The organism is Caloramator sp. CAR-1, from assembly GCF_030546345.1.
Lineage (GTDB): Bacteria > Bacillota > Clostridia > Clostridiales > Caloramatoraceae > Caloramator > Caloramator australicus.
Map to the genome: position 1 here is coordinate 164,357 of NZ_JAUONW010000016.1, position 19,022 is coordinate 183,378.

Sequence of the window (19,022 nt, forward strand, 5' to 3'; positions counted from 1 at the left end):
TCTAAAATTGGAACATGGATTTTACAGTATCAAAAAGTTTTATTAGCATATTTATTGTTAAGAATAAAATTATAATTATTCCCCCTAGTGTAGTTAAGGTAGCAAAATCGCTTTTACCTTGGCTATCAAATATTTTATCGAGAATAATTATTACAATTCCTATCATTCCAATCTTAAAGATAATATTAACATCAAACATAATCCCCCTCCTAAACTAGTATAACAACTATAAGTATTCCTGAAGCAAACCCTAAGTATTTAACCAGTTTATCATTTCTTTGTCTTTTATCATCCGCCTTCTTTTCAAGCATATCTAGTTTTTTCATAGTTAAATTAAAATTCTTTTTTTGTCCCTCTAAATCGCTTGTCCCTAAACTAGAAAAGAAACTAACTAAAACCTCAATTTCTTCCTTTTCTAGCAAAAAGCGATCCTTGTGTCTGTCAAAAGAATTTATAAATATATCATGCAATGTGTCCTTCTCAAAATCCTTTATTGAATTTGCTAAATCTATGAAAAGAGCTTTTAATGGTTCATTTACTTTTAACGATAAATTTGATAATGCCACATATAAAGGTTCTGCCGAATAAATTATCTCACTTTCTAAAATCTGAAGAGCATATTGCAGTTCCCTAAGCTGCCTTACCTTCTCATAAAGCAAATGAGATATGTAAAAACCTGTTATAGTAGATGCTATAATAATAATTAATCCCCCTATTAACTTTAGCATTTTACCCCTCCTTTATGTTAGGTAAATAATTTTTTCTATTGTGCCCGGTCCCCTTTTATTACTTAAAATTATAACTACATCAAAAAAACTATTTTCTATCATTTCCTTAAAACCAGCTCTTACCTTAATCTCATCAAAAGTTCCTGCATGGGCAGTTGCAATAATTTTTACTCCTGCCTTTAAAGCATCCTGAATTGCTTTTGTATCATCTAATCCACCTATTTCGTCAACTGCAATAATTTCAGGTCCCATAGACCTTAAAAGCATATAAATTCCTAATGTCTTTGGACAGGAATCTAATACATCCGTCCTTAAACCCACATCAAGCTGTGGAACTCCTTGATGACATGCTGCTATTTCTCCTCTTTCATCAACAACACCTATTCTATATCCTCTTACATTTAATCTCTTATTGCCATCACTTAAATTTCTTATTATATCCCTTAAAAGGGTTGTTTTACCACATCCTGGTGGTGATATAATTAAAGTATGCTTTATACCATCTGAATATAATTTTTTTACAATTGCATCAGAGCAACCCTTAATTTCCCTTGCAATTCTTACATTTAATGCAGAAATATTCTTAAGCGTTTTAATACCTTCACTGCCTAAAACCGTTCTCCCTACAATTCCTACCCTATGACCACCTTTTAGTGTCAAATAGCCATTTCTAAATTCATCTTCAAAGGAATACAAAGAATAATTTGTCATCCTTTGAATCGTCCTCTCAATATCCTTAATATTAACTAAAAACGCACTATTACAATCATAAGTAATGCCGCCATTTATCCCAATAAAAAAATCTGAATTGTTTTTTACAATCATGAGGGGCTTATTTGCTCTTAGCCTTATTTCTTGAATGCCTTGCATATCGTTAGGCTCTGTCCTTCTAAAAACTAATGATATTTCTTCAGGAAATATTTCTATTATTTCTTTCGTTAAAATCAAACATATCCCCCCTTTCTTAATATAAAGTTTATTATTGTCCTCAATTTTTTATGATAAAAAGTTACTTATTATTTTACGCATAAAAAAAGAGTCCCTAAAAATTTAGGGACTAACAATTGCAATTTTCATCATCACAGTTGCATTCATCTTTTATAAAAATAGGTTCGCTGCAGTTAGGACATATAATTTCATCTTCATCCTCATCTTCAAAAACATCTTCATCAAGATATATCTTCTCATGGCAGTGTGGGCATTCAACTTCAACAAATCCGTCGTCCTCATCATCCTCATCATATATTTCATCCTCTAATCTTGTTAAATCTTCGTCTATTGCATCAACATAATCCTCAAGATCAGACTGTTCATCGTATATTCTTTCTATTTCCTCTGCGATTTCATCCAAAACATCGATTATAGCTATTAATAGCCTGCCTTCCTTTGTATCTTCATTGATCCCAAGACCATCAGCCAACCCTTTTAAGTATGAAACCCTTTCCTTAACTATGTTCATAAAATCACCCCATTTTAAAATTTAAGCAGTGGTATTTACCACTGCTTAATAATAGTATGCATCAAACTCTGCTCATATATTCACCTGTTCTTGTATCAATTCTTATAACATCGCCAACATTTACAAATAGCGGAACCATAAATGTAGCACCAGTTTCAACTGTTGCTGGTTTTAATGCGTTAGTTGCTGTATCACCTCTAACACCTGGTTCAGTTTCAACAACTTCTAACTCAACAAATGTTGGTGGTTCAACTGAAAAAGCTTCTCCTTTGTAGAACTTGATTATAGCAGTCATATTTTCCTTTAAATATTTGATAGCATCTTCTACCTTATCATAGTTTAATGGAATTTGTTCATAAGTTTGAGTGTCCATAAAGTAATATAAAGTTCCATCATTGTAAAGATATTGCATTTCCTTTCTTTCAATAACTGCTTCTGGGAACTTTTCAGTTGGGCTAAAGGATTTTTCAATAACTGCTCCTGTTACTACATTCTTTAGCTTAGTTCTTACGAAGGCAGCTCCTTTTCCAGGCTTTACATGCATAAAATCAACAACTGTAAAAACTTGTCCATCGAGTTCAAAAGTAGTTCCTTTTTTAAAATCACCAGCTGAAACCATGAATATTATCCCTCCATATTGTGAATTTTATCTAAATTATTAAAAATTACTCGATTTCAATTAAATGCTTTGGTGAATGAGAAAGAACTCTATATCCATCTTTAGTCACAACAACTAATTCTTCAATTCTAACTCCACCAAAGTCTGGAATATAAATCCCTGGTTCATCAGTAATAACCATTCCTGCTTCTAAAACTTCATTGCTTCTAAAGTTAACCCTTGGAAGTTCATGAACCTCCATTCCAACTCCGTGTCCTAAACCATGGCTAAATCTTTCCCCATATCCTCTTTCAGTTATTATATCCCTTGCTATTTTATCAAGGTCAAAGCAGCTAATACCTTCCTTTACTGCCTTTAATGCCGCTTCATTTGCATCTAAAACTGCATTGTATATCTCCTTTTGCTTTTCTGTTGCCTTACCAACAACAATTGTTCTTGTCATATCAGAACAATATCCATTATATATACATCCAAAATCTAAAGTTACAAAATCCCCATACTCTAACTTTTTATCAGTTGGAGTTCCATGTGGCAAGGAAGACCTAGCACCTGAAACTACTATTGAATCAAAGGACAGCCCTTGTGCACCCTGCTTTTTCATAAAGTATTCTATTTCTAAAGCAATATCTCTTTCTGCAACTCCTGGCTTGATAAATTTTAAAATATGTTCAAAGGCCATATCGGCAATTGAAGCAGCCTTTGCGATAAGTTCTATTTCTTCTTCTTCCTTTATCATTCTTATCTTTTCAATAGTATGATTTAGTTTAACTATTTTTATGTCTCCTAATTTTTCTTTATATATTTCTAGATCTTGAAATGTAAACCTATCTTCTTCTACTCCTAAAACCTTTACATCGTTTTCTAACAATATGTTTTTAACGGCATCGTGTATAGGTGGCTTATATTCTATAACTTCGTAGCCTACAACTTCCTTGTGAGCTTGTTCTATGTATCTACCATCAGTTAGAAAGTAAGCTTTATCCTTTAAAATGACTGAAAAACTTTCATGGCCTGTAAATCCACTTAAGTAATTTCTGTTGTAGTCACCAATGATTAAAGCAGCATCAATTCCTAATTCATCAAAATGACTTCTAAAATTTTCTAATCTTTTTAAAATATTCATACTTCTTCCCCCTTTGTAAAATAAAAAATTGCCAAAATATATGAATAATAGCCAAAACCACTTATTTGGCCAACACAAGCAGGAGCAATAACCGACTTTCTTCTAAATTCCTCCCTCGAATAGATATTTGTCAAATGAACTTCAATAGCTGGTATTTGAATAGACCTTAATGCATCATAAATAGCGATACTATAATGTGTATAAGCACCTGGATTTATAATAATCCCATCATAGATTCCCTCAGCAGAATGAATTTTATTTATTATCTCACCCTCTACATTGCTTTGATAAAAATCAACTTCAACATTATGCTGTTTAGCAAAATCAGATATCTTTTGGCACAATTCATCGTAAGTTAATTCTCCATAAAGGTCTACTTCACGTTTTCCAAGCATGTTTAAATTTGGTCCATTGATTATTAAAAGTTTCATAAGATCACATCCTCTTAAACAACAATTGTATTTTATCAAATTTATGCCAACAATGCAATTAATATTTGTCTTTTAATCTGCTTAATGTATCAAGATATATTCTTTTAAGCTTTAATGCATCTTCCGCCATGTTTTTTCTTGATTCACATATTATCCTCAATGATAAATCTTTTTTAACGAGAACTATTGCAAGATCCTTAAATTCAGGACCAAAGTCTATATCGTCAATCGTCCAATGCTTTTTTTCACCTGCATTTGTCCACTCTATTCTGCTAAAATGGCAATGGATATCTTTAACTCTATCTTTTCCAAGTTTCTCTTCAACTTTATTTATAATATACTCAAAATCATCAACGCTATTTAATGCTCCTCGTCCTAATGCATGAATATGTCCAAAATCTATTGTGGGAACTATTTTTTCGTCAAACTCACAAATCTCTAAAATTTCATCTAAAGTTCCTATTTGGTTTTGTTTTCCCATAGTTTCAGGGCATATCATTATATCTGGATATAGTCCTTCTTTAATAAGCTCATCTATTGCTTCATATATTCCTCTTTTACAATTATCAAAGGCTCTTTTCCTATCTGTCTTTGCTGAAGAACCTGGGTGAAAAACTACCCTATCTGCTCCCATTATTTTAGCAAAATATGAACTTTTTTTTAAGTATCCTATTGATTTTTGGACAATATCTTCATCTTCGCTTGCAAAGTTAATATAATATGGTGCATGAATAGATAATTGAATACCATATTTTTTGGAATTCTCTCCTATTTTTATTGCTGTTTCTTCCTTTAAATTTATTCCCCTACCAAAGGAATATTCATAAAGTTCCAATCCCATCTTATTTAACCACATTGGATAATCAATAGATGATTTATAACCATCCTCATAAAAAGAATCAGAAATCCCCGACGGTCCAAATTTTGTTGTCATATTAAACCTCCCGTTTAACAATCATCATTATATGCTTTGCAGTTTCATAAGCTGATTTATCATTGATAACTAAAAAGTGTGCACATTTTTCATATATTTTATGCCTTTTGTTATATAGCTCATATATTGCATTAGGATTATCCTTCAGCAAAGGTCTTTTTTCTATATCAATATCCTTTAATATATCCTTTAAATCTCTTTTTATATAAAAGACTAAAGAATTTTCCCTCAATATCTCTATATTTTCTTCAACTGTAATAACGCCCCCGCCTGTGGCTATCACTTTTTTTGATCCTGCTATAATCTCTTTTAAGGATTCTGATTCTAATTTTCTAAAAAATTTTTCTCCAAAATTTTCAAAAATATAATCAATTCTCATCCCACTTTTATTCTCAATGTATTCATCTAAATCAACAAAATAGTATCCTAATCCTTCTGCTAATATTCTTCCAATTGTAGTTTTCCCACAGCCGGGCATTCCTATTAAAGAAATATTCTTCACTCGTTAACCTCCTAATCATTTTTAATGGTTATCTGCTCACTTAAATAAGTTAAATAATCATTATAAACTCCCTTAACAGATATATTGTAAGTAATGTATCCTACTCCGTTAGTGCAGATTATCTTTATATAAACATATCTTTTACCAAGTAGGGTCTGTGAAACGTTAATATAGTCACCTTCGAATAATAAATAAAATTGCCTGTTTCCAGTAAAAATCTTATTTTTAATCCCTTCTATTGCATAATTAAGTCCTATTTCAGCATAGTATTTGGATTGAGTTTTATTTTTTATTTGATATATCTCATTGAAATTATTGTAAGCTGTATTTAATGCAAAAAATGATATACTCATTAAGACAGCAAAAATAATTATAAGGATTAGTTCTACAAATCCTTTTTTACCGTTTTTTAATGATAACTTTATTAACATAGTTTCCCGATGATATATGAATTTCATAAACTCCCCTTCCAAGATCTATAACGTTAAAATAATTTATTTTATCTACTACTGGAGTAGAGTTATATTCATAGATTAAAACATCTTTGTTTAGATAAATTTTTTTGTTGTCAACCGTCAAAATACCATTATTAAAGTAAATATTTTTAGAACTAAGTATTTTATCTTGTAAAAATTCGGTAGCAATTCTTGTATTTTCTCTGCCCTCTAGACCTTTAAAAATATTTTTATATAACTTGTTTGAAAACATATAAAATTCAATAATCAGAATAAATATCAAGTTAATTACTAAAAAATACATAATAACTTCAATTAACAAGTAACCTTTGTTTCTCATAATGGTTTAGCATAAAAAAGCTCTACCTCACCCCTTATTCCTTTACATTTAATTTTAAATATTTCAAAACCATAATTATTGAATACTTTTATCATCAATTGATATCTTTTATCTTCTTGAACATTAAAATTTACATTTAAAAAATTTCTAACACCAGATAAAAGTATTTCACTTTTCAATTCATCAAAATCATCAAATGGGACGATAACTTCTAGTGGCCCTATCCTTTCTTCTTCAGATTTATACAACTCAACAATGCTTCTACATGTATTTAGCATATATTCAATTTCATCGGCTTTAAATATATTGTTTAACATTTTATTATTTAAATTAATAAATGACATTAAAAGAATTGATACAATCCCAGCAATCACAATTGTCCTAACAACAATAAACCCCTTTTTCATAATCATCACTACTTATCTGTAATCCTCGTAAATCCAATTGTTAAAGTTATCTTTTTTGTCGTATTAGTTTTTTTATTTATTAAAACAATCGTGCAGGCATAAGGAGAAACACTTCCATTAGAATTAAAGGTTAATAGACCACTAGTTGGAATAGTGCTTAAACTTTTTGAAATAATTATATCCTTCGGAAAATAGGTCTTTTTTACAAACTTAAGTCCCTGTGAAATATTGTAGCCAATGTAGTCGTTGGATTTATCATCTTTAATAAAAGCAAAAGTAACCTCCACTCCCTTTGAATATGCCATAATTTTGCTAAGTTTTAAATCGCTTATCAGCATATTCTTCGAATATCCCAAAAAAATATTACTATAATTTTTAAAAGGGAAAACAAGTCCTGAAAAAACTAATAGCATAATTGATATTGATAAGGTAAATTCTAATAAAGTAAAACCCTTTTTCATAATCACCACTAAAACAATAATTTATTAATTATAAACTCCCCAAACAAAATAGAAATTACTGCTCCAATCGAAATAAAAGGACCAAATGGGATATAATCCTTTCTTGATTTAATTTTTAATATTATTAGGACACCTCCGACAATTCCACCAATGATAAAAGATAAAAATAAAGTAACTAATGTCAACCTAACTCCCAAAAATAGACCAATAATGAATAAAAGCTCTGCATCTCCCCATCCCATTCCATTAGTCAATAGAATAATCAATGAAATGACTCCTCCGCCGATTAAAGAGCCAATTATATAAATCATAATACTTCCTTCAACAAAGAAACTAATAATTGCAAATGCTATTCCTACAATTAATCCCACAATTATAGTATTAGTATAAATATCAGTAGTAAAATAATCGATAACACCAATTACAATAACTAAAGATGTCAAAAAAGCAAATTTTATAAACTCTAAACTAAGTCCATATTTAAAATAGATTAAAAGATATAAGAATGCATTTAAAAATTCAATAAATGGATAAACAGGAGATATCCTGGCTTTACAATATCTACATCTGCCTCTTAAAACCGCATAACTAATCAAAGGAATTAAATCTTTCCATTTAAGGTTTAATTTACAGTTCGGACAATGGGAGGGGGGAAAAACTATCGATTCCTCCCTTGGAATTCTATATATACAAACATTTAAAAAACTTCCAATAATAAGGCCAATAATAAAAATCAATATTGCCAAAATAATTCCCCCTATATTTATAAATTAAAATTATTTAAAAGTTCAAACATCGGAAGCATTATAGATAAAACCAAAAAACCTACATGCACTGATATGATAATTATGATTATAGGATTTATAATATTTACTAACGATTTTAGTCTTTTTAAAATCTCTGCATTTAAAAAATTCGATATATTTTTCAGTGAATCTTCCAGTTCACCAGTTTCCTCACCAACTGAAATTAATTCAATAAAAAACAAAGGAAAAGTTCTACTTATATTGAAAGCTTCTGATATACTTTTCCCCAGTTTAATGTCATTTATTGCTCCTTCAACATCTTCATACATAATTAGGTTCCCTATAAGTTTTTTTGATGATTCAAGAGCTTCTATAATGGAACCTCCACTTTCTAATATTAAAGCTAAACATTTTGTGAATCTTGATATTTCTAAATTAGTTTTTATATCTTTATATAAAGGGACACTTAACATAATCCTGTGATAAAACATTTTTATCCTTTTGTTCCTTACAATGGACAAAACAAAAAATGCCAAAATCATAAAAATAAAACCTAAAATAAAATAATAAAAAATTTTGTTAAAATAAATTGCATATTTTGTTATTTGGGGCAACTCTTTAATATTAAGTTCCCGGAATAAAACAAAAAATTTAGGAATTACTTGTTTGGAAATAATTAAAAAGGCAACAAATGATGTCGATAGTAAAAATATAGGATAATAAATGGCTTCCTTAAGTTTTGCTTCAAAATTGTATTCTTCTTCATAATAGCTAGAAAGTTCTAAAAAAATTTCCTCAAGTTTTCCTGTATTTTCACCAATTTTTATTAATTCAATTACAAAGTCAGGGAAGCATCCAGTAAGTTTCATTGACTCGCTCAAACTATTTCCAATAGCTATATATTGAAAAATATTATTAAGAATATTATTGTATTTTCTATTCCTCAAAAAACCTTTTAATATATTGATACCTTTAACTAAATTAATTCCTGAAGATATAACAAAATAAAAGCATCTAAATAAATTTGACAAATCACGTTTTGAAAAGCAAAAAGTTTTTATATTAACAGAACCCCCCTTAGGGATTTTATTTTTTAATTCAATCCTAAGGGGTAGCATAAAAAACACCTCTTTATAGTCTCATTAATCTTTCCATAATATCCCTATCTACAGCATGGGTTAAAGCGTCTTCTTGTGATATCAATCCTTTTTTGTAAAGTTCAACCAAAGATGAATCCATAGTCTTCATTCCATATTTTCCACCGGTTTGAACTACAGAATCTATTTGATGCGTTTTCCCTTCTCTAATTAGATTTCTCACTGCAGGAGTTGCGACCATTATTTCCATAGCACAAACTCTTCCAGAAGCATCAGCTCTTGTTATAAGCTGTTGAGAAATAACACCCTCTAATACAGCTGCAAGTTGCACCTTTATTTGCTGTTGTTGATGGGGTGGAAAAACATCAACTATTCTATCTATAGTTTTTGAAGCTCCAATGGTATGGAGTGTTGATAATACCAAATGTCCAGTTTCTGCAGCGGTAATTGCTATTGATATAGTTTCAAGATCCCTCATCTCGCCAACCAAAATAACATCAGGGTCTTCCCTTAGGGCAGCCCTTAGTGCACTTGCATAGGATTTTGTATCATAGCCAATTTCCCTTTGATTAACAATGCTTTTTTTATGTTTATGTAAATATTCTATAGGATCTTCCAATGTAATGATATGGCAATTACGGGTATTGTTAATTTCGTTTATCATTGCTGCTAATGTTGTAGATTTTCCACTTCCTGTTGGTCCTGTGACCAATATCAATCCTCTTGTTTTTGTGCAAAGTTCTTTTAAGACTGGAGGCATTCCTAATTTTTCAAGGGTTGGAATCTGAAGAGCAACTATTCTAATCGCCAGTGCATCGCTCCCTCTTTGTTTAAAAACGTTTATTCTAAATCTTCCAACACCTTGAATAGAGTAGGATAAATCTATTTCACCATTTTTTATATAATATTCATACTGATTTTCATTTAAAATGTGTTTAACAAATTGTTCCGTATCCTTAGGAGTTAACTTTTCTTCACCTATATGTTGTAGAACACCATTAATTCTAAAGGTTGGTGGAATACCAACAGTTATATGAATATCTGATGCTTCAAGTTCAACAGCCTTTTTTAGCAATTCATCTACACTAAGCAATGTCCATTCCCCCTTAATCATATAAATAAGCTATTTTTAAATATTCATCAAAGGTTGTAATCCCTTGGACAACAAGCGTTTTGCAATACTCTATTAAATTTTTATAATCTGAGCATGTTTCTTTTATTTTTGTCTCATTAAAATTGTTTGCAATAACCTCCCTTTGTTTTTCTTTAATCTGCAAAAGTTCAAAAATACCAATTCGGCCCTTATAACCAGTAAAATTACATTCTCTACATCCTTTAGCCTTATAAATATTTTGGTCCCACCCCAAAGTCTTCATTTCAAAATTTGAAGGCTTATATTCTTCTTTACAATTAGGGCAAATTTTTTTTACAAGTCGTTGTGAAATTATAAGATTAATTGCTGAAGCTAATAAATATGGCTCTATTTTCATTTCTAGTAATCTAGTTATAGTTGTAAAAACATCATTCGTGTGAAACGTAGAAAGAACTAAATGTCCTGTAACTGCTGCTCTAACTGCAATCTCTGCAGTTTCCTTATCTCTTATCTCACCTATCATTATAACATCCGGATCCTGCCTTAAAATAGCCCTAAGTCCCGTTGCAAAATTGAGCCCTGCCTTTGGATTAACATTTATTTGATTAATACCATCAACAGAATATTCAACTGGATCTTCAATCGTCATAACATTAAGGCTTTCCTTATTTAATAACTTTAAAATAGAATATAAGGTCGAGGATTTACCGCTACCTGTTGGACCCGTAACTAAAATAATACCATTACCTTTGCTTAATGCACCAAGTAAAATTTTTTTATGTTCTTCTGCCATACCTATTTGATTTAAATCTAATATTTTAGATTCCCTATATAAAATCCTTATCACAATTTTTTCAGAATAACAAGTAGGGATTGTTGAAACCCTTAAATCATAATTTATTTCATTTAATTTAACAGAAAATTTTCCATCCAATGGAATCCTCTTTTCTGCAATATCCATGTTTGCAAGGAACTTAATCCTGTTAGTAATTAAATTATAAGCTTCATAGGATATTCTTAAAATCTCGTTAAGTTCTCCATCAATCCTTATTCTTACTCGTGCATATTTTTCAAAGGGCTCAATATGAACATCGCTAGCATTCTTAAAAACTGCATACTCTATTATCCAATCAAGTAAATTAGAGGCGGATGTTAAGTCATAATATCGGTTTTTGGATAAAAAATTGGTAGTAGATTTTATTTTTAGTTTTAATATCTCCTTTTGAGAAAAATTTTCTAAATCTTTAATCACTATTTCACTTGAATTTTCATTCACACCTAAAACCATTCTATTTTCATTTACATATAATGGAATAATATTGTTATTTTTTAATATAAAATGTTCTCTTTGAAGAATATCATCTAAATAAAACAAATCTAAACTTATTCCATCAAGAACTTCCATTTTATCACCTGTAAAAATTTTCTTATTATAATTTTTACAAGTTTTTACATTTTTAAAACATCTTTATTAAGAATTTCTATTATTTTATCTGCTAATTTAATATCTAAATTTGTTCCATTCCAAACTTCCTGAGCCTTTATCGCCTGGTAAACCAGCATTGCCATTCCATTATAGGAAGGAATATTAAATTGTTTTGCCCATTTCATTAGGATTGTTTCCTTTGGATTATAAATTAAATCATAAACAATACTAAAATTAGCAATGATGTCTCTTTCTATAGGTAAAATATCCAAATCCGGATTCATACCTAATGGAGTGCAATTGATTAAAATATCCCCTTTTCCTTTCTTTGATAGCTCATAATAATCAATAAGTTCCACATCCAGATCCTTTTTATTTTTTTTGTTCCTTGTTACAGCAATTATTTTCTTTGAATTTAAATCCTTTAGGGCTTGAATAACAGCCCTTGATGCTCCACCTGTTCCTAAAACATAAACTATCTTATTTTTAACATCGATGTTATATTTTGACAATGAACTAATAAAGCCAAAATAATCTGTATTATAACCTATAGAATATCCTTCCATAAACTTTATCGTATTAATTGAGCCTATATTTTTAGCTTCCAACGATAATTCATCAACCAATTCCATAGTTTTTATTTTATATGGAATAGTTACATTGATACCCTTTATTTTTAATATTTTAAATCCTTCAAAGGCTAAATTTAATTTATCCTCTTCAACTTCAAATAAACAATATAATCCATTGATATTTAATTCTTTTAAAATAATGTTATGTATTATTGGCGAAAAGCTATAACCAAGCTTTTTACCTAATAACCCATAAATTTCATTCATCTTTCATTATCTCCTTTGAATAGTTTAGGCTATTCCTTATTTTCCCTTCAACCTTTCTTATTATTTTTGTCGTAATAAATTCTTTTTTTTCTGTAGGATCTACTAAAATAGTTATAATCCCGCACCTTTTGGCACCTAAAACATCAGTATAAATCTGATCTCCTATACAACAGGTCTCATTAGGTTTTGAATTTAATATCTTTAATGCCCCTTCAAACATTTTTTTCATAGGTTTAATTCCAAAAGCTGAATAATATTCTATATCAATATCTCCTTTAAACCTTGTTATTCTCCTTTTAGAGCTATTAGATAAAAGGCATACTTTAAAACCTTCATTCACAAGATAATTTAAAAGTTCCTTTGCTCTTTCATCTGGATTCTTTGCTCCCCAATACATTAATGTATTATCTATATCAACAATTAACGATTTTATTCCTATTTTTTTTAGTTTAGAAAAATCAATTGAATAAATACTTGGAACATAAAAATCCGGTCTTATATCCCTTAACATACAGCACCCCATAATATAGTATTCACATATATTATACATGTAGTGAATATTAATATAAAGTTTTTTTTAGAAAATTTTACATAAAAAGAGCATTCCAGATTTTCTGAAATGCCCTTAAACCTTCATAGCCTTTGCAAGTTTTTTAAGAGCCCTTTTTTCTATTCTTGAAACATACGACCTTGATATCCCAAGCATTTTAGCAATTTCCCTTTGTGTTAAAGGCTCTCCTGATATTCCATATCTCAATTCGATTATTATTTTTTCTTTTTCATCTAAAATTTTATTTATAAGGGTCTTTAGTTTTTTTGTTGAAATCTTATTGTCTACTTCATCTACTATTTTTTCACTATCTGTTCCTAATATATCAATAAGGCATATCTCATTGCCTTCCTTGTCAACTCCGATTGGATCTTGAAGGTAGACTTCAGATTTTGATTTTTTAGTGCTCCTTACATGCATTAAAATCTCGTTTTCTATACACCTTGCTGCATAGGTTGCAAATCTGCTTCCCTTTGCCTTATCAAAAGTCTCAATCGCTTTTATAAGACCAACTGTTCCTATGGATATCAAATCATCAGAATCCTTTGGATTAGGGTTAAACTTTTTAATGACGTGGGCAACTAATCTTAAATTGCGAGTTATAAGTTCGTTTTTTGCCTTCTGATCACCCTTTTTATAAGCTAAAAATAATTCCCTTTCCTCCTCCTCTGTAAGGGGCTGTGGAAAAGACTTGCCATTCGTTAGATATCCAATAAAATTTTCTGTAGTTTCAATAATTAGAAGAATAATTTGCAGCAACAAAGTTTCACCCCCCAGGTGGCTATGTATTATAATATGCCAACTGGAGGGTATTTGTTACTAATTTTTCGCTAAAATTTGTTTTATTTTTGCTATTAATATATCTATTGCTACCTTATTATATCCACCCTCTGGTATTATAATATCCGCATATCGTTTTGTTGGCTCAACGAATTGCATATGCATTGGGCGAACAACATTCATATATTGATCTATTACCGAATCTATTGTTCTTCCTCTTTCCTTAATATCCCTTTGAATTCTTCTAATGATTCTCACATCGGCATCGGTATCCACAAATATTTTAATATCTAATAAATTTCTAATTTCTGGTTCTGCCAATATAAGTATCCCTTCCAATATAATTATATCCTTTGGTTCAACCCTTATAGTTTCTTTCTTGCGATTATGGACCTCAAAATCATACATTGGCTTTTCTATTGCTTCCCCATTAAGAAGCATTTTAAGGTGTTTTACTAAAAGTTCTGTATCAAAGGCATCGGGATGGTCATAGTTGGTCTTCTTTCTCTCTTCTAATGTTAGGTGACTTTGATCCTTGTAGTAAGAATCTTGTTCAATTACTGCTATACTTTCTCCTGGCAGACTATAAAATATTTCATTTGCAACAGTGCTTTTTCCTGAACCAGTTCCACCTGCAATTCCAATTAATATAGGTCTACTCATCTTTATCCCCTTTCTCTTTAACCAACATATCATATGGTTTTAATTTTTTATCCGTTTTTATTTTATATATCATCTGTGGATGGGGAGTAGAATCTATTTCTTCTCCATCAACATTCCACATATGCTCCAATGTTAAGGTAAAATTGTCACCCTTTGGAGTTAAAATTTCAACCATATCACCCTTGAATATTTTATTTCTTTGTTCTATTGTAGCTACTTTGCTATTTTCATCGTAATCAACAACAATTCCAACAACATCATGGGTTCTTATATATGAAGATGTTGAATAAATTTGCCTTTGGGGTTTGCCAAAATAAAAACCAGTAGAAAATTCCCTATGGCTTGCCTTTGAAACCTCTTCAAGCCACTTAGGATTAAATTTATAATTATCCTTATCCTCAAGATAAGCATCAATTGCTTGTCTATAAGCTTTAACAACCGTTGCTACATAATAGGAACTTTTCATTCTACCTTCTATTTTAAAGCTTGTTATTCCACTTTCAACTAGTTCAGGGATGTGTTCTATCATGCACAAATCATTAGAATTTAATATATATGTCCCACGTTCATCTTCAAATACTGGGAAATACTGCCCGGGTCTTTTTTCTTCAACTAAATAATATTTATACCTACAGGGGTGAGCGCAAGCTCCTCTGTTGGCATCTCTGTAGGTCATATAATTTGATAAAAGGCATCTTCCTGAATAGGATATACACATCGCCCCATGAACAAATGCTTCTAGTTCTAAGTCCTTTGGAGCCATTTTTCTTATTTCCTTTATTTCCTTTAAAGATAACTCCCTTGCAAGAACTATCCTTTTTGCTCCTAGCTTATACCAAAACTCACAGGTTTTATAGTTTGTATTGTTTGCCTGAGTGCTTATATGAACCTCCATATCAGGTGCAACTTCCTTTACTATTGAAAAAACACCTGGATCTGAAACTATTATAGCATCTACGCCTATATCATTTAAAGTCTTTATATATGTAGGCATACCCTTTAAATCATCATTATGAGCAAAAATATTAACTGTAACATAAACCTTTGCACCATGTTCATGGGCAAATTTTAGTCCTTCCTTCATATCCTCAATATCAAAATTATCCGCCATAGCCCTAAGGCTATAGGCTTCACCGCCTATATAAACCGCATCTGCTCCATATAAAACCGCAACCTTGAGCTTTTCAAGATTTCCAGCTGGTGCTAAAAGTTCTATCTTCAACATTACACCTCCTTAATCTTAAGGCTTATTGCAAGCCCATCTCCTATAGGAAGAACTACGGTTTCTAAATTAGGATGATTCGATATTGCATCAAGATATCTTCTAAGTCTTTTAACTATTGTAATTTTTCTTCTTTTTACAAGTTCATTTGTTGCTATCATTCCCCTAAATAAAACATTGTCAGATATTAGCATCCCGCCATCTTTTAAAAGCCTTAGACAATCAGGTAAAAAATGAATATAATGTCCCTTTGCAGCATCTAAGAAAATAAGGTCGAACTCGCCTTCAAGCTTTGGCAAAACCTCACCTGCTTCACCAAAAATTATTTTTATTCTATTATTAAGGTTTGCTTTGTTTATATTTTCCATTGCTTTATTTAGCATAGTTTCGTCTCTTTCTATGGAAGTGATTTTGCAATCTTCAGATGCCTTTGCCATTAGAATGGCAGAATAACCTATTGCAGTTCCAACCTCTAAAATATTCTTAACATCATTTCCTTTTATTAATATCTTCAAGAGCTGTCCAACTTCCTTATGGATTATTGGAACACTATTTTTTGCTGCATAATCTTCTAATTCAAGTAGTATTTCATCCTTTTGTTGTATTAACCCTCTAATATAATCTTCGACATAGTCATGAACTATACTACTCATTTTTCCCTCCATGCAATATAAATACTTATATATCAGAGATTTCGCAGTAAAATTCCAGTAGAATTTTTATTTTTACTGAAATTATATTTTATTACATCTTATTGAAGAAATGGTATTCCGCCATCCCTGTAGATTGTAAAAATAGTTATAACTCCCCCTACCCCAAGAAATTTAAATAATTAATTTCCAATTTTATTGTTGCATTAAGTTTTTTCAAATACTGGATTATTCCAGGTATCTTCTATTGTAAATCTCTCATCTCTTATATCCTCAATAATATTTATTTGAAGCATTCTTTTCTTTCTAAAACCTCTAATACATCTAAATAAATATAACTGCATAAGATTAAATGCTATAATTATAAACATTAGCACTGTTTCTACGCCCGTAGGACTATGAAGAAAGCAATGGCCTAAATGCCATTCTGTTTTAAGTTGATGAAAAGCATTGTTTTCAATATCCCATCTCTTGTGCATTATTTCCCATAAAGTTTGTGATGAAGTAAATTTGTCTGTTGTTATAATCCAAGCTTCTTTAATTTCTATTTTATCTCCAGTATGCATTTCTTCGACAAACCTTATAAATCTAACTTTAACAGTTTCATCAGCCATTTCAAAATTATCTTCATCCCAAGCTTTAATTTTGGTATATTTTTTATTCCCTTGTTTTACAATCCATTCTTTATTAGCCTCACGGCACTTAAATAATGCTAATGCGTCCTTTACAATATGAAGTCTTTCATCCTTAACCCTTACTACGGCATTCATTCCTATAGATAGAACTTCTTTTATCCATGTAGATTTACAAAATAAGGCGTCAGCTACTATTATATCTGCAAAATGATGATATTTCTTGTATAAATTGTTAATTAGTCTTTTTGCTCCTGTAATTTCACCTTCATCTTTATCTGAGCTATCACTTTTAGGCTCAAGCATTTCTGCACCTAATATAATATGTGGATCAGAACCTACTGTTGAACAAATTACAGCTCTATGAAAATAATGTGTAATACCATCCCTATGTTTTCGTGAAGGGCATTTTTCACAACATTTTTTAGTACTTTCAAACAACTCTACACCATCTATAGCAACTACTTTTAATCCATCTATAGTTCCATTTCGAAATACTTTATTTTTAATGGCAGTTTTTATTATATCTCTATGAATATTTTTTAAACCTTCCAAATCAAAATCACTCAAACAACGCCTAACGGCGTCAATTCGAGGCACTTTAGTGTTTTTAGGTAGTATCTTTTTAAATTTACCTTTTTTAAGCCAATGTTCTAATTTATTAAAACTCCTTATTTGAAGCATAAATGCAAATAAAACTATAAAAGTAATCGTCGAGATTTCAAATGGAGATTTAAATCTTTTTTTATTTAAGGTATTGATTTTTTCTCCAAGATGATATACTTTAGAAAAGTAAGTGAGCATTTGTTTTAAATAACTTTTGTTCATTTCATCAGCATCCTTTTTATGTTTGTTTGTGGCAAAACTATTATAAAAAGGATGCTTTCTTTATGCAAATTTTTTCTCTATATTTTCCAGTAAAAATCGGAAAATACCTAATTTCTGCTTACTATTTCTTAACCCTTATAAATCAACGGGTTTACCGCCCTAAAAATTTTCAAGTGCGAAATCTCTGCTTATATATATTTTAACACAACTTAATTGCAAATATTTTGTTGAAATTTGTTGATATTAACTTTTTAAATTATAGCACTTAATTTTATTTAACTCAAGCAACAAAAGGGTAATAAAATAACTCTTATAATAAATATTAAGACATTGTAATCGGCAAGTACTTTTGGGTTCTCCCGTAAATTTGGTGAAAAAATAAAGAAAAATACTTTTTATTTGCCTGTTAATTTTAACCATTAAATTTGATACAACACTTTCTTCCTAAGTAACTCAAATCCTGCACGCCCAAACATTTGTCTTTTTATAGTTTTAAGTCTATTCACATCTCCTTCTAATAAAGCATTGCTAAAATCAGTTTTTAGAATATTTAAGGTTGCTTCATAATCATTATAAATTCCTTTAACAAATACACTGAGTTCCTTAAATTCTGATTCTTCAGCTTCTTTCAACCAATTTATGAATTTATCTACTTCCCTTTTTTCTATTATTATTTTAAAGTTTTGTATTAGATTATAGAGCCTGCTTAAATCACTTTTATTTTTTAATACAGTTTCAAGTTTGGCCTTATCACTATATTTTAAATGTTCAACGTCTTTCCACAAAAGTTCTATTAACTTTTCTAAAGTTATCTTTTGTTCCCTTTCTTTTTTCTGCCCTTCTGAATCTATCTCAATTTTCAATTTGCTTACATGGTATCTGACAGTTCTTTCGCTTCCTGTATATCCTTTTTCTCTTATTAATTTATAAATTTCTGAAGCAAATACTCCATCTTGATATTTTTCTTTAATAAAATCTAAATATTCATCAATAATACTTGATTTTTTAATTGTCTTTAAATCAGGCATTTCTTCAAT

25 protein-coding genes are annotated in these 19,022 nt (G+C 30.1%); all 25 read right to left on the reverse strand.

All coding sequences use genetic code 11. The annotated features are described in order from the left end of the window. Nucleotide 1 precedes the first annotated feature (1 nt). The 25 genes from spoIIIAC to Q3V94_RS05630 all read right to left on the reverse strand — a co-directional run bounded on the left by spoIIIAC (nucleotide 2) and on the right by Q3V94_RS05630 (nucleotide 19,013). On the reverse strand, nucleotides 2–199 hold the full coding sequence (spoIIIAC, locus tag Q3V94_RS05510) for a stage III sporulation protein AC (protein ID WP_008909842.1): 198 nt from the start codon (nucleotides 197–199) through the stop codon (nucleotides 2–4). Nucleotides 200–209: 10 nt separating this feature from the next. Further along, nucleotides 210–728, reverse strand: coding sequence for a stage III sporulation protein SpoIIIAB (gene spoIIIAB / locus Q3V94_RS05515; RefSeq protein ID WP_008909843.1), 519 nt, complete (start codon nucleotides 726–728; stop codon nucleotides 210–212). A gap of 12 nt (nucleotides 729–740) precedes the next feature. Continuing rightward, nucleotides 741–1,676, reverse strand: a complete 936-nt coding sequence (spoIIIAA, locus tag Q3V94_RS05520) for a stage III sporulation protein AA (protein WP_008909844.1) — start codon at nucleotides 1,674–1,676, stop codon at nucleotides 741–743. Between the two features lie 109 nt (nucleotides 1,677–1,785). Continuing rightward, complete coding sequence (locus Q3V94_RS05525; RefSeq protein ID WP_008909845.1) at nucleotides 1,786–2,187, reverse strand: CD1247 N-terminal domain-containing protein; 402 nt, start codon at nucleotides 2,185–2,187, stop codon at nucleotides 1,786–1,788. Between the two features lie 61 nt (nucleotides 2,188–2,248). Continuing rightward, nucleotides 2,249–2,806 (reverse strand): elongation factor P, encoded by a 558-nt coding sequence (gene efp / locus Q3V94_RS05530; protein WP_008909846.1) that lies wholly within the window; start codon nucleotides 2,804–2,806, stop codon nucleotides 2,249–2,251. Between the two features lie 46 nt (nucleotides 2,807–2,852). Further along, nucleotides 2,853–3,929, reverse strand: a complete 1,077-nt coding sequence (locus Q3V94_RS05535; RefSeq protein ID WP_008909847.1) for an aminopeptidase P family protein — start codon at nucleotides 3,927–3,929, stop codon at nucleotides 2,853–2,855. After that, complete coding sequence (aroQ, locus tag Q3V94_RS05540; RefSeq protein WP_008909848.1) at nucleotides 3,926–4,360, reverse strand: type II 3-dehydroquinate dehydratase; 435 nt, start codon at nucleotides 4,358–4,360, stop codon at nucleotides 3,926–3,928. Before aroQ ends, Q3V94_RS05535 begins: the two co-directional genes overlap by 4 nt. 58 nt (nucleotides 4,361–4,418) lie before the next feature. Continuing rightward, complete coding sequence (locus Q3V94_RS05545) at nucleotides 4,419–5,294, reverse strand: TIM barrel protein (protein WP_303525832.1); 876 nt, start codon at nucleotides 5,292–5,294, stop codon at nucleotides 4,419–4,421. Between the two features lies 1 nt (nucleotide 5,295). Further along, nucleotides 5,296–5,796 carry a shikimate kinase gene (locus Q3V94_RS05550; protein WP_303525834.1) on the reverse strand — a complete coding sequence of 167 codons (501 nt, stop codon included), beginning with the start codon at nucleotides 5,794–5,796 and terminating at the stop codon, nucleotides 5,296–5,298. A gap of 11 nt (nucleotides 5,797–5,807) precedes the next feature. After that, a complete protein-coding gene (locus tag Q3V94_RS05555; protein ID WP_303525836.1) occupies nucleotides 5,808–6,254 on the reverse strand; it encodes a hypothetical protein in 447 nt (148 codons plus the stop codon). Beyond that, complete coding sequence (locus Q3V94_RS05560) at nucleotides 6,196–6,591, reverse strand: hypothetical protein (protein ID WP_303525837.1); 396 nt, start codon at nucleotides 6,589–6,591, stop codon at nucleotides 6,196–6,198. Before Q3V94_RS05560 ends, Q3V94_RS05555 begins: the two co-directional genes overlap by 59 nt. Next, nucleotides 6,588–6,998, reverse strand: coding sequence for a hypothetical protein (locus Q3V94_RS05565; protein ID WP_303525839.1), 411 nt, complete (start codon nucleotides 6,996–6,998; stop codon nucleotides 6,588–6,590). Before Q3V94_RS05565 ends, Q3V94_RS05560 begins: the two co-directional genes overlap by 4 nt. Before the next feature lie 8 nt (nucleotides 6,999–7,006). Next, nucleotides 7,007–7,459, reverse strand: coding sequence for a hypothetical protein (locus Q3V94_RS05570; protein WP_303525841.1), 453 nt, complete (start codon nucleotides 7,457–7,459; stop codon nucleotides 7,007–7,009). Nucleotides 7,460–7,467: 8 nt separating this feature from the next. Beyond that, nucleotides 7,468–8,208 (reverse strand): A24 family peptidase, encoded by a 741-nt coding sequence (locus tag Q3V94_RS05575; RefSeq protein ID WP_303525961.1) that lies wholly within the window; start codon nucleotides 8,206–8,208, stop codon nucleotides 7,468–7,470. A gap of 14 nt (nucleotides 8,209–8,222) precedes the next feature. Next, nucleotides 8,223–9,323, reverse strand: a complete 1,101-nt coding sequence (locus Q3V94_RS05580) for a type II secretion system F family protein (protein WP_303525844.1) — start codon at nucleotides 9,321–9,323, stop codon at nucleotides 8,223–8,225. 13 nt (nucleotides 9,324–9,336) lie between these two features. Further along, on the reverse strand, nucleotides 9,337–10,395 hold the full coding sequence (locus tag Q3V94_RS05585; RefSeq protein ID WP_303525847.1) for a type IV pilus twitching motility protein PilT: 1,059 nt from the start codon (nucleotides 10,393–10,395) through the stop codon (nucleotides 9,337–9,339). A gap of 13 nt (nucleotides 10,396–10,408) precedes the next feature. Continuing rightward, entirely contained in the window at nucleotides 10,409–11,800 is a 1,392-nt protein-coding gene (locus Q3V94_RS05590; RefSeq protein ID WP_303525849.1) for a GspE/PulE family protein, read from the reverse strand. A gap of 44 nt (nucleotides 11,801–11,844) precedes the next feature. Continuing rightward, nucleotides 11,845–12,660, reverse strand: coding sequence for a shikimate dehydrogenase (gene aroE / locus Q3V94_RS05595; RefSeq protein ID WP_303525851.1), 816 nt, complete (start codon nucleotides 12,658–12,660; stop codon nucleotides 11,845–11,847). After that, nucleotides 12,653–13,171 carry a YqeG family HAD IIIA-type phosphatase gene (locus Q3V94_RS05600; RefSeq protein WP_303525852.1) on the reverse strand — a complete coding sequence of 173 codons (519 nt, stop codon included), beginning with the start codon at nucleotides 13,169–13,171 and terminating at the stop codon, nucleotides 12,653–12,655. Before Q3V94_RS05600 ends, aroE begins: the two co-directional genes overlap by 8 nt. 114 nt (nucleotides 13,172–13,285) lie before the next feature. Beyond that, nucleotides 13,286–13,972 carry an RNA polymerase sporulation sigma factor SigK gene (gene sigK / locus Q3V94_RS05605; protein ID WP_303525853.1) on the reverse strand — a complete coding sequence of 229 codons (687 nt, stop codon included), beginning with the start codon at nucleotides 13,970–13,972 and terminating at the stop codon, nucleotides 13,286–13,288. 57 nt (nucleotides 13,973–14,029) lie between these two features. After that, nucleotides 14,030–14,653, reverse strand: coding sequence for a uridine kinase (gene udk / locus Q3V94_RS05610; RefSeq protein WP_303525854.1), 624 nt, complete (start codon nucleotides 14,651–14,653; stop codon nucleotides 14,030–14,032). After that, nucleotides 14,646–15,878 carry a U32 family peptidase gene (locus Q3V94_RS05615; protein WP_303525855.1) on the reverse strand — a complete coding sequence of 411 codons (1,233 nt, stop codon included), beginning with the start codon at nucleotides 15,876–15,878 and terminating at the stop codon, nucleotides 14,646–14,648. Before Q3V94_RS05615 ends, udk begins: the two co-directional genes overlap by 8 nt. Further along, nucleotides 15,878–16,528, reverse strand: a complete 651-nt coding sequence (locus Q3V94_RS05620; RefSeq protein ID WP_303525856.1) for an O-methyltransferase — start codon at nucleotides 16,526–16,528, stop codon at nucleotides 15,878–15,880. Before Q3V94_RS05620 ends, Q3V94_RS05615 begins: the two co-directional genes overlap by 1 nt. Nucleotides 16,529–16,731: 203 nt before the next feature. Continuing rightward, nucleotides 16,732–17,985 (reverse strand): transposase, encoded by a 1,254-nt coding sequence (locus Q3V94_RS05625; protein WP_303525858.1) that lies wholly within the window; start codon nucleotides 17,983–17,985, stop codon nucleotides 16,732–16,734. A 419-nt stretch (nucleotides 17,986–18,404) separates the two neighbouring features. Beyond that, entirely contained in the window at nucleotides 18,405–19,013 is a 609-nt protein-coding gene (locus Q3V94_RS05630) for a transposase (protein ID WP_303525859.1), read from the reverse strand. Nucleotides 19,014–19,022: the final 9 nt, after the last annotated feature.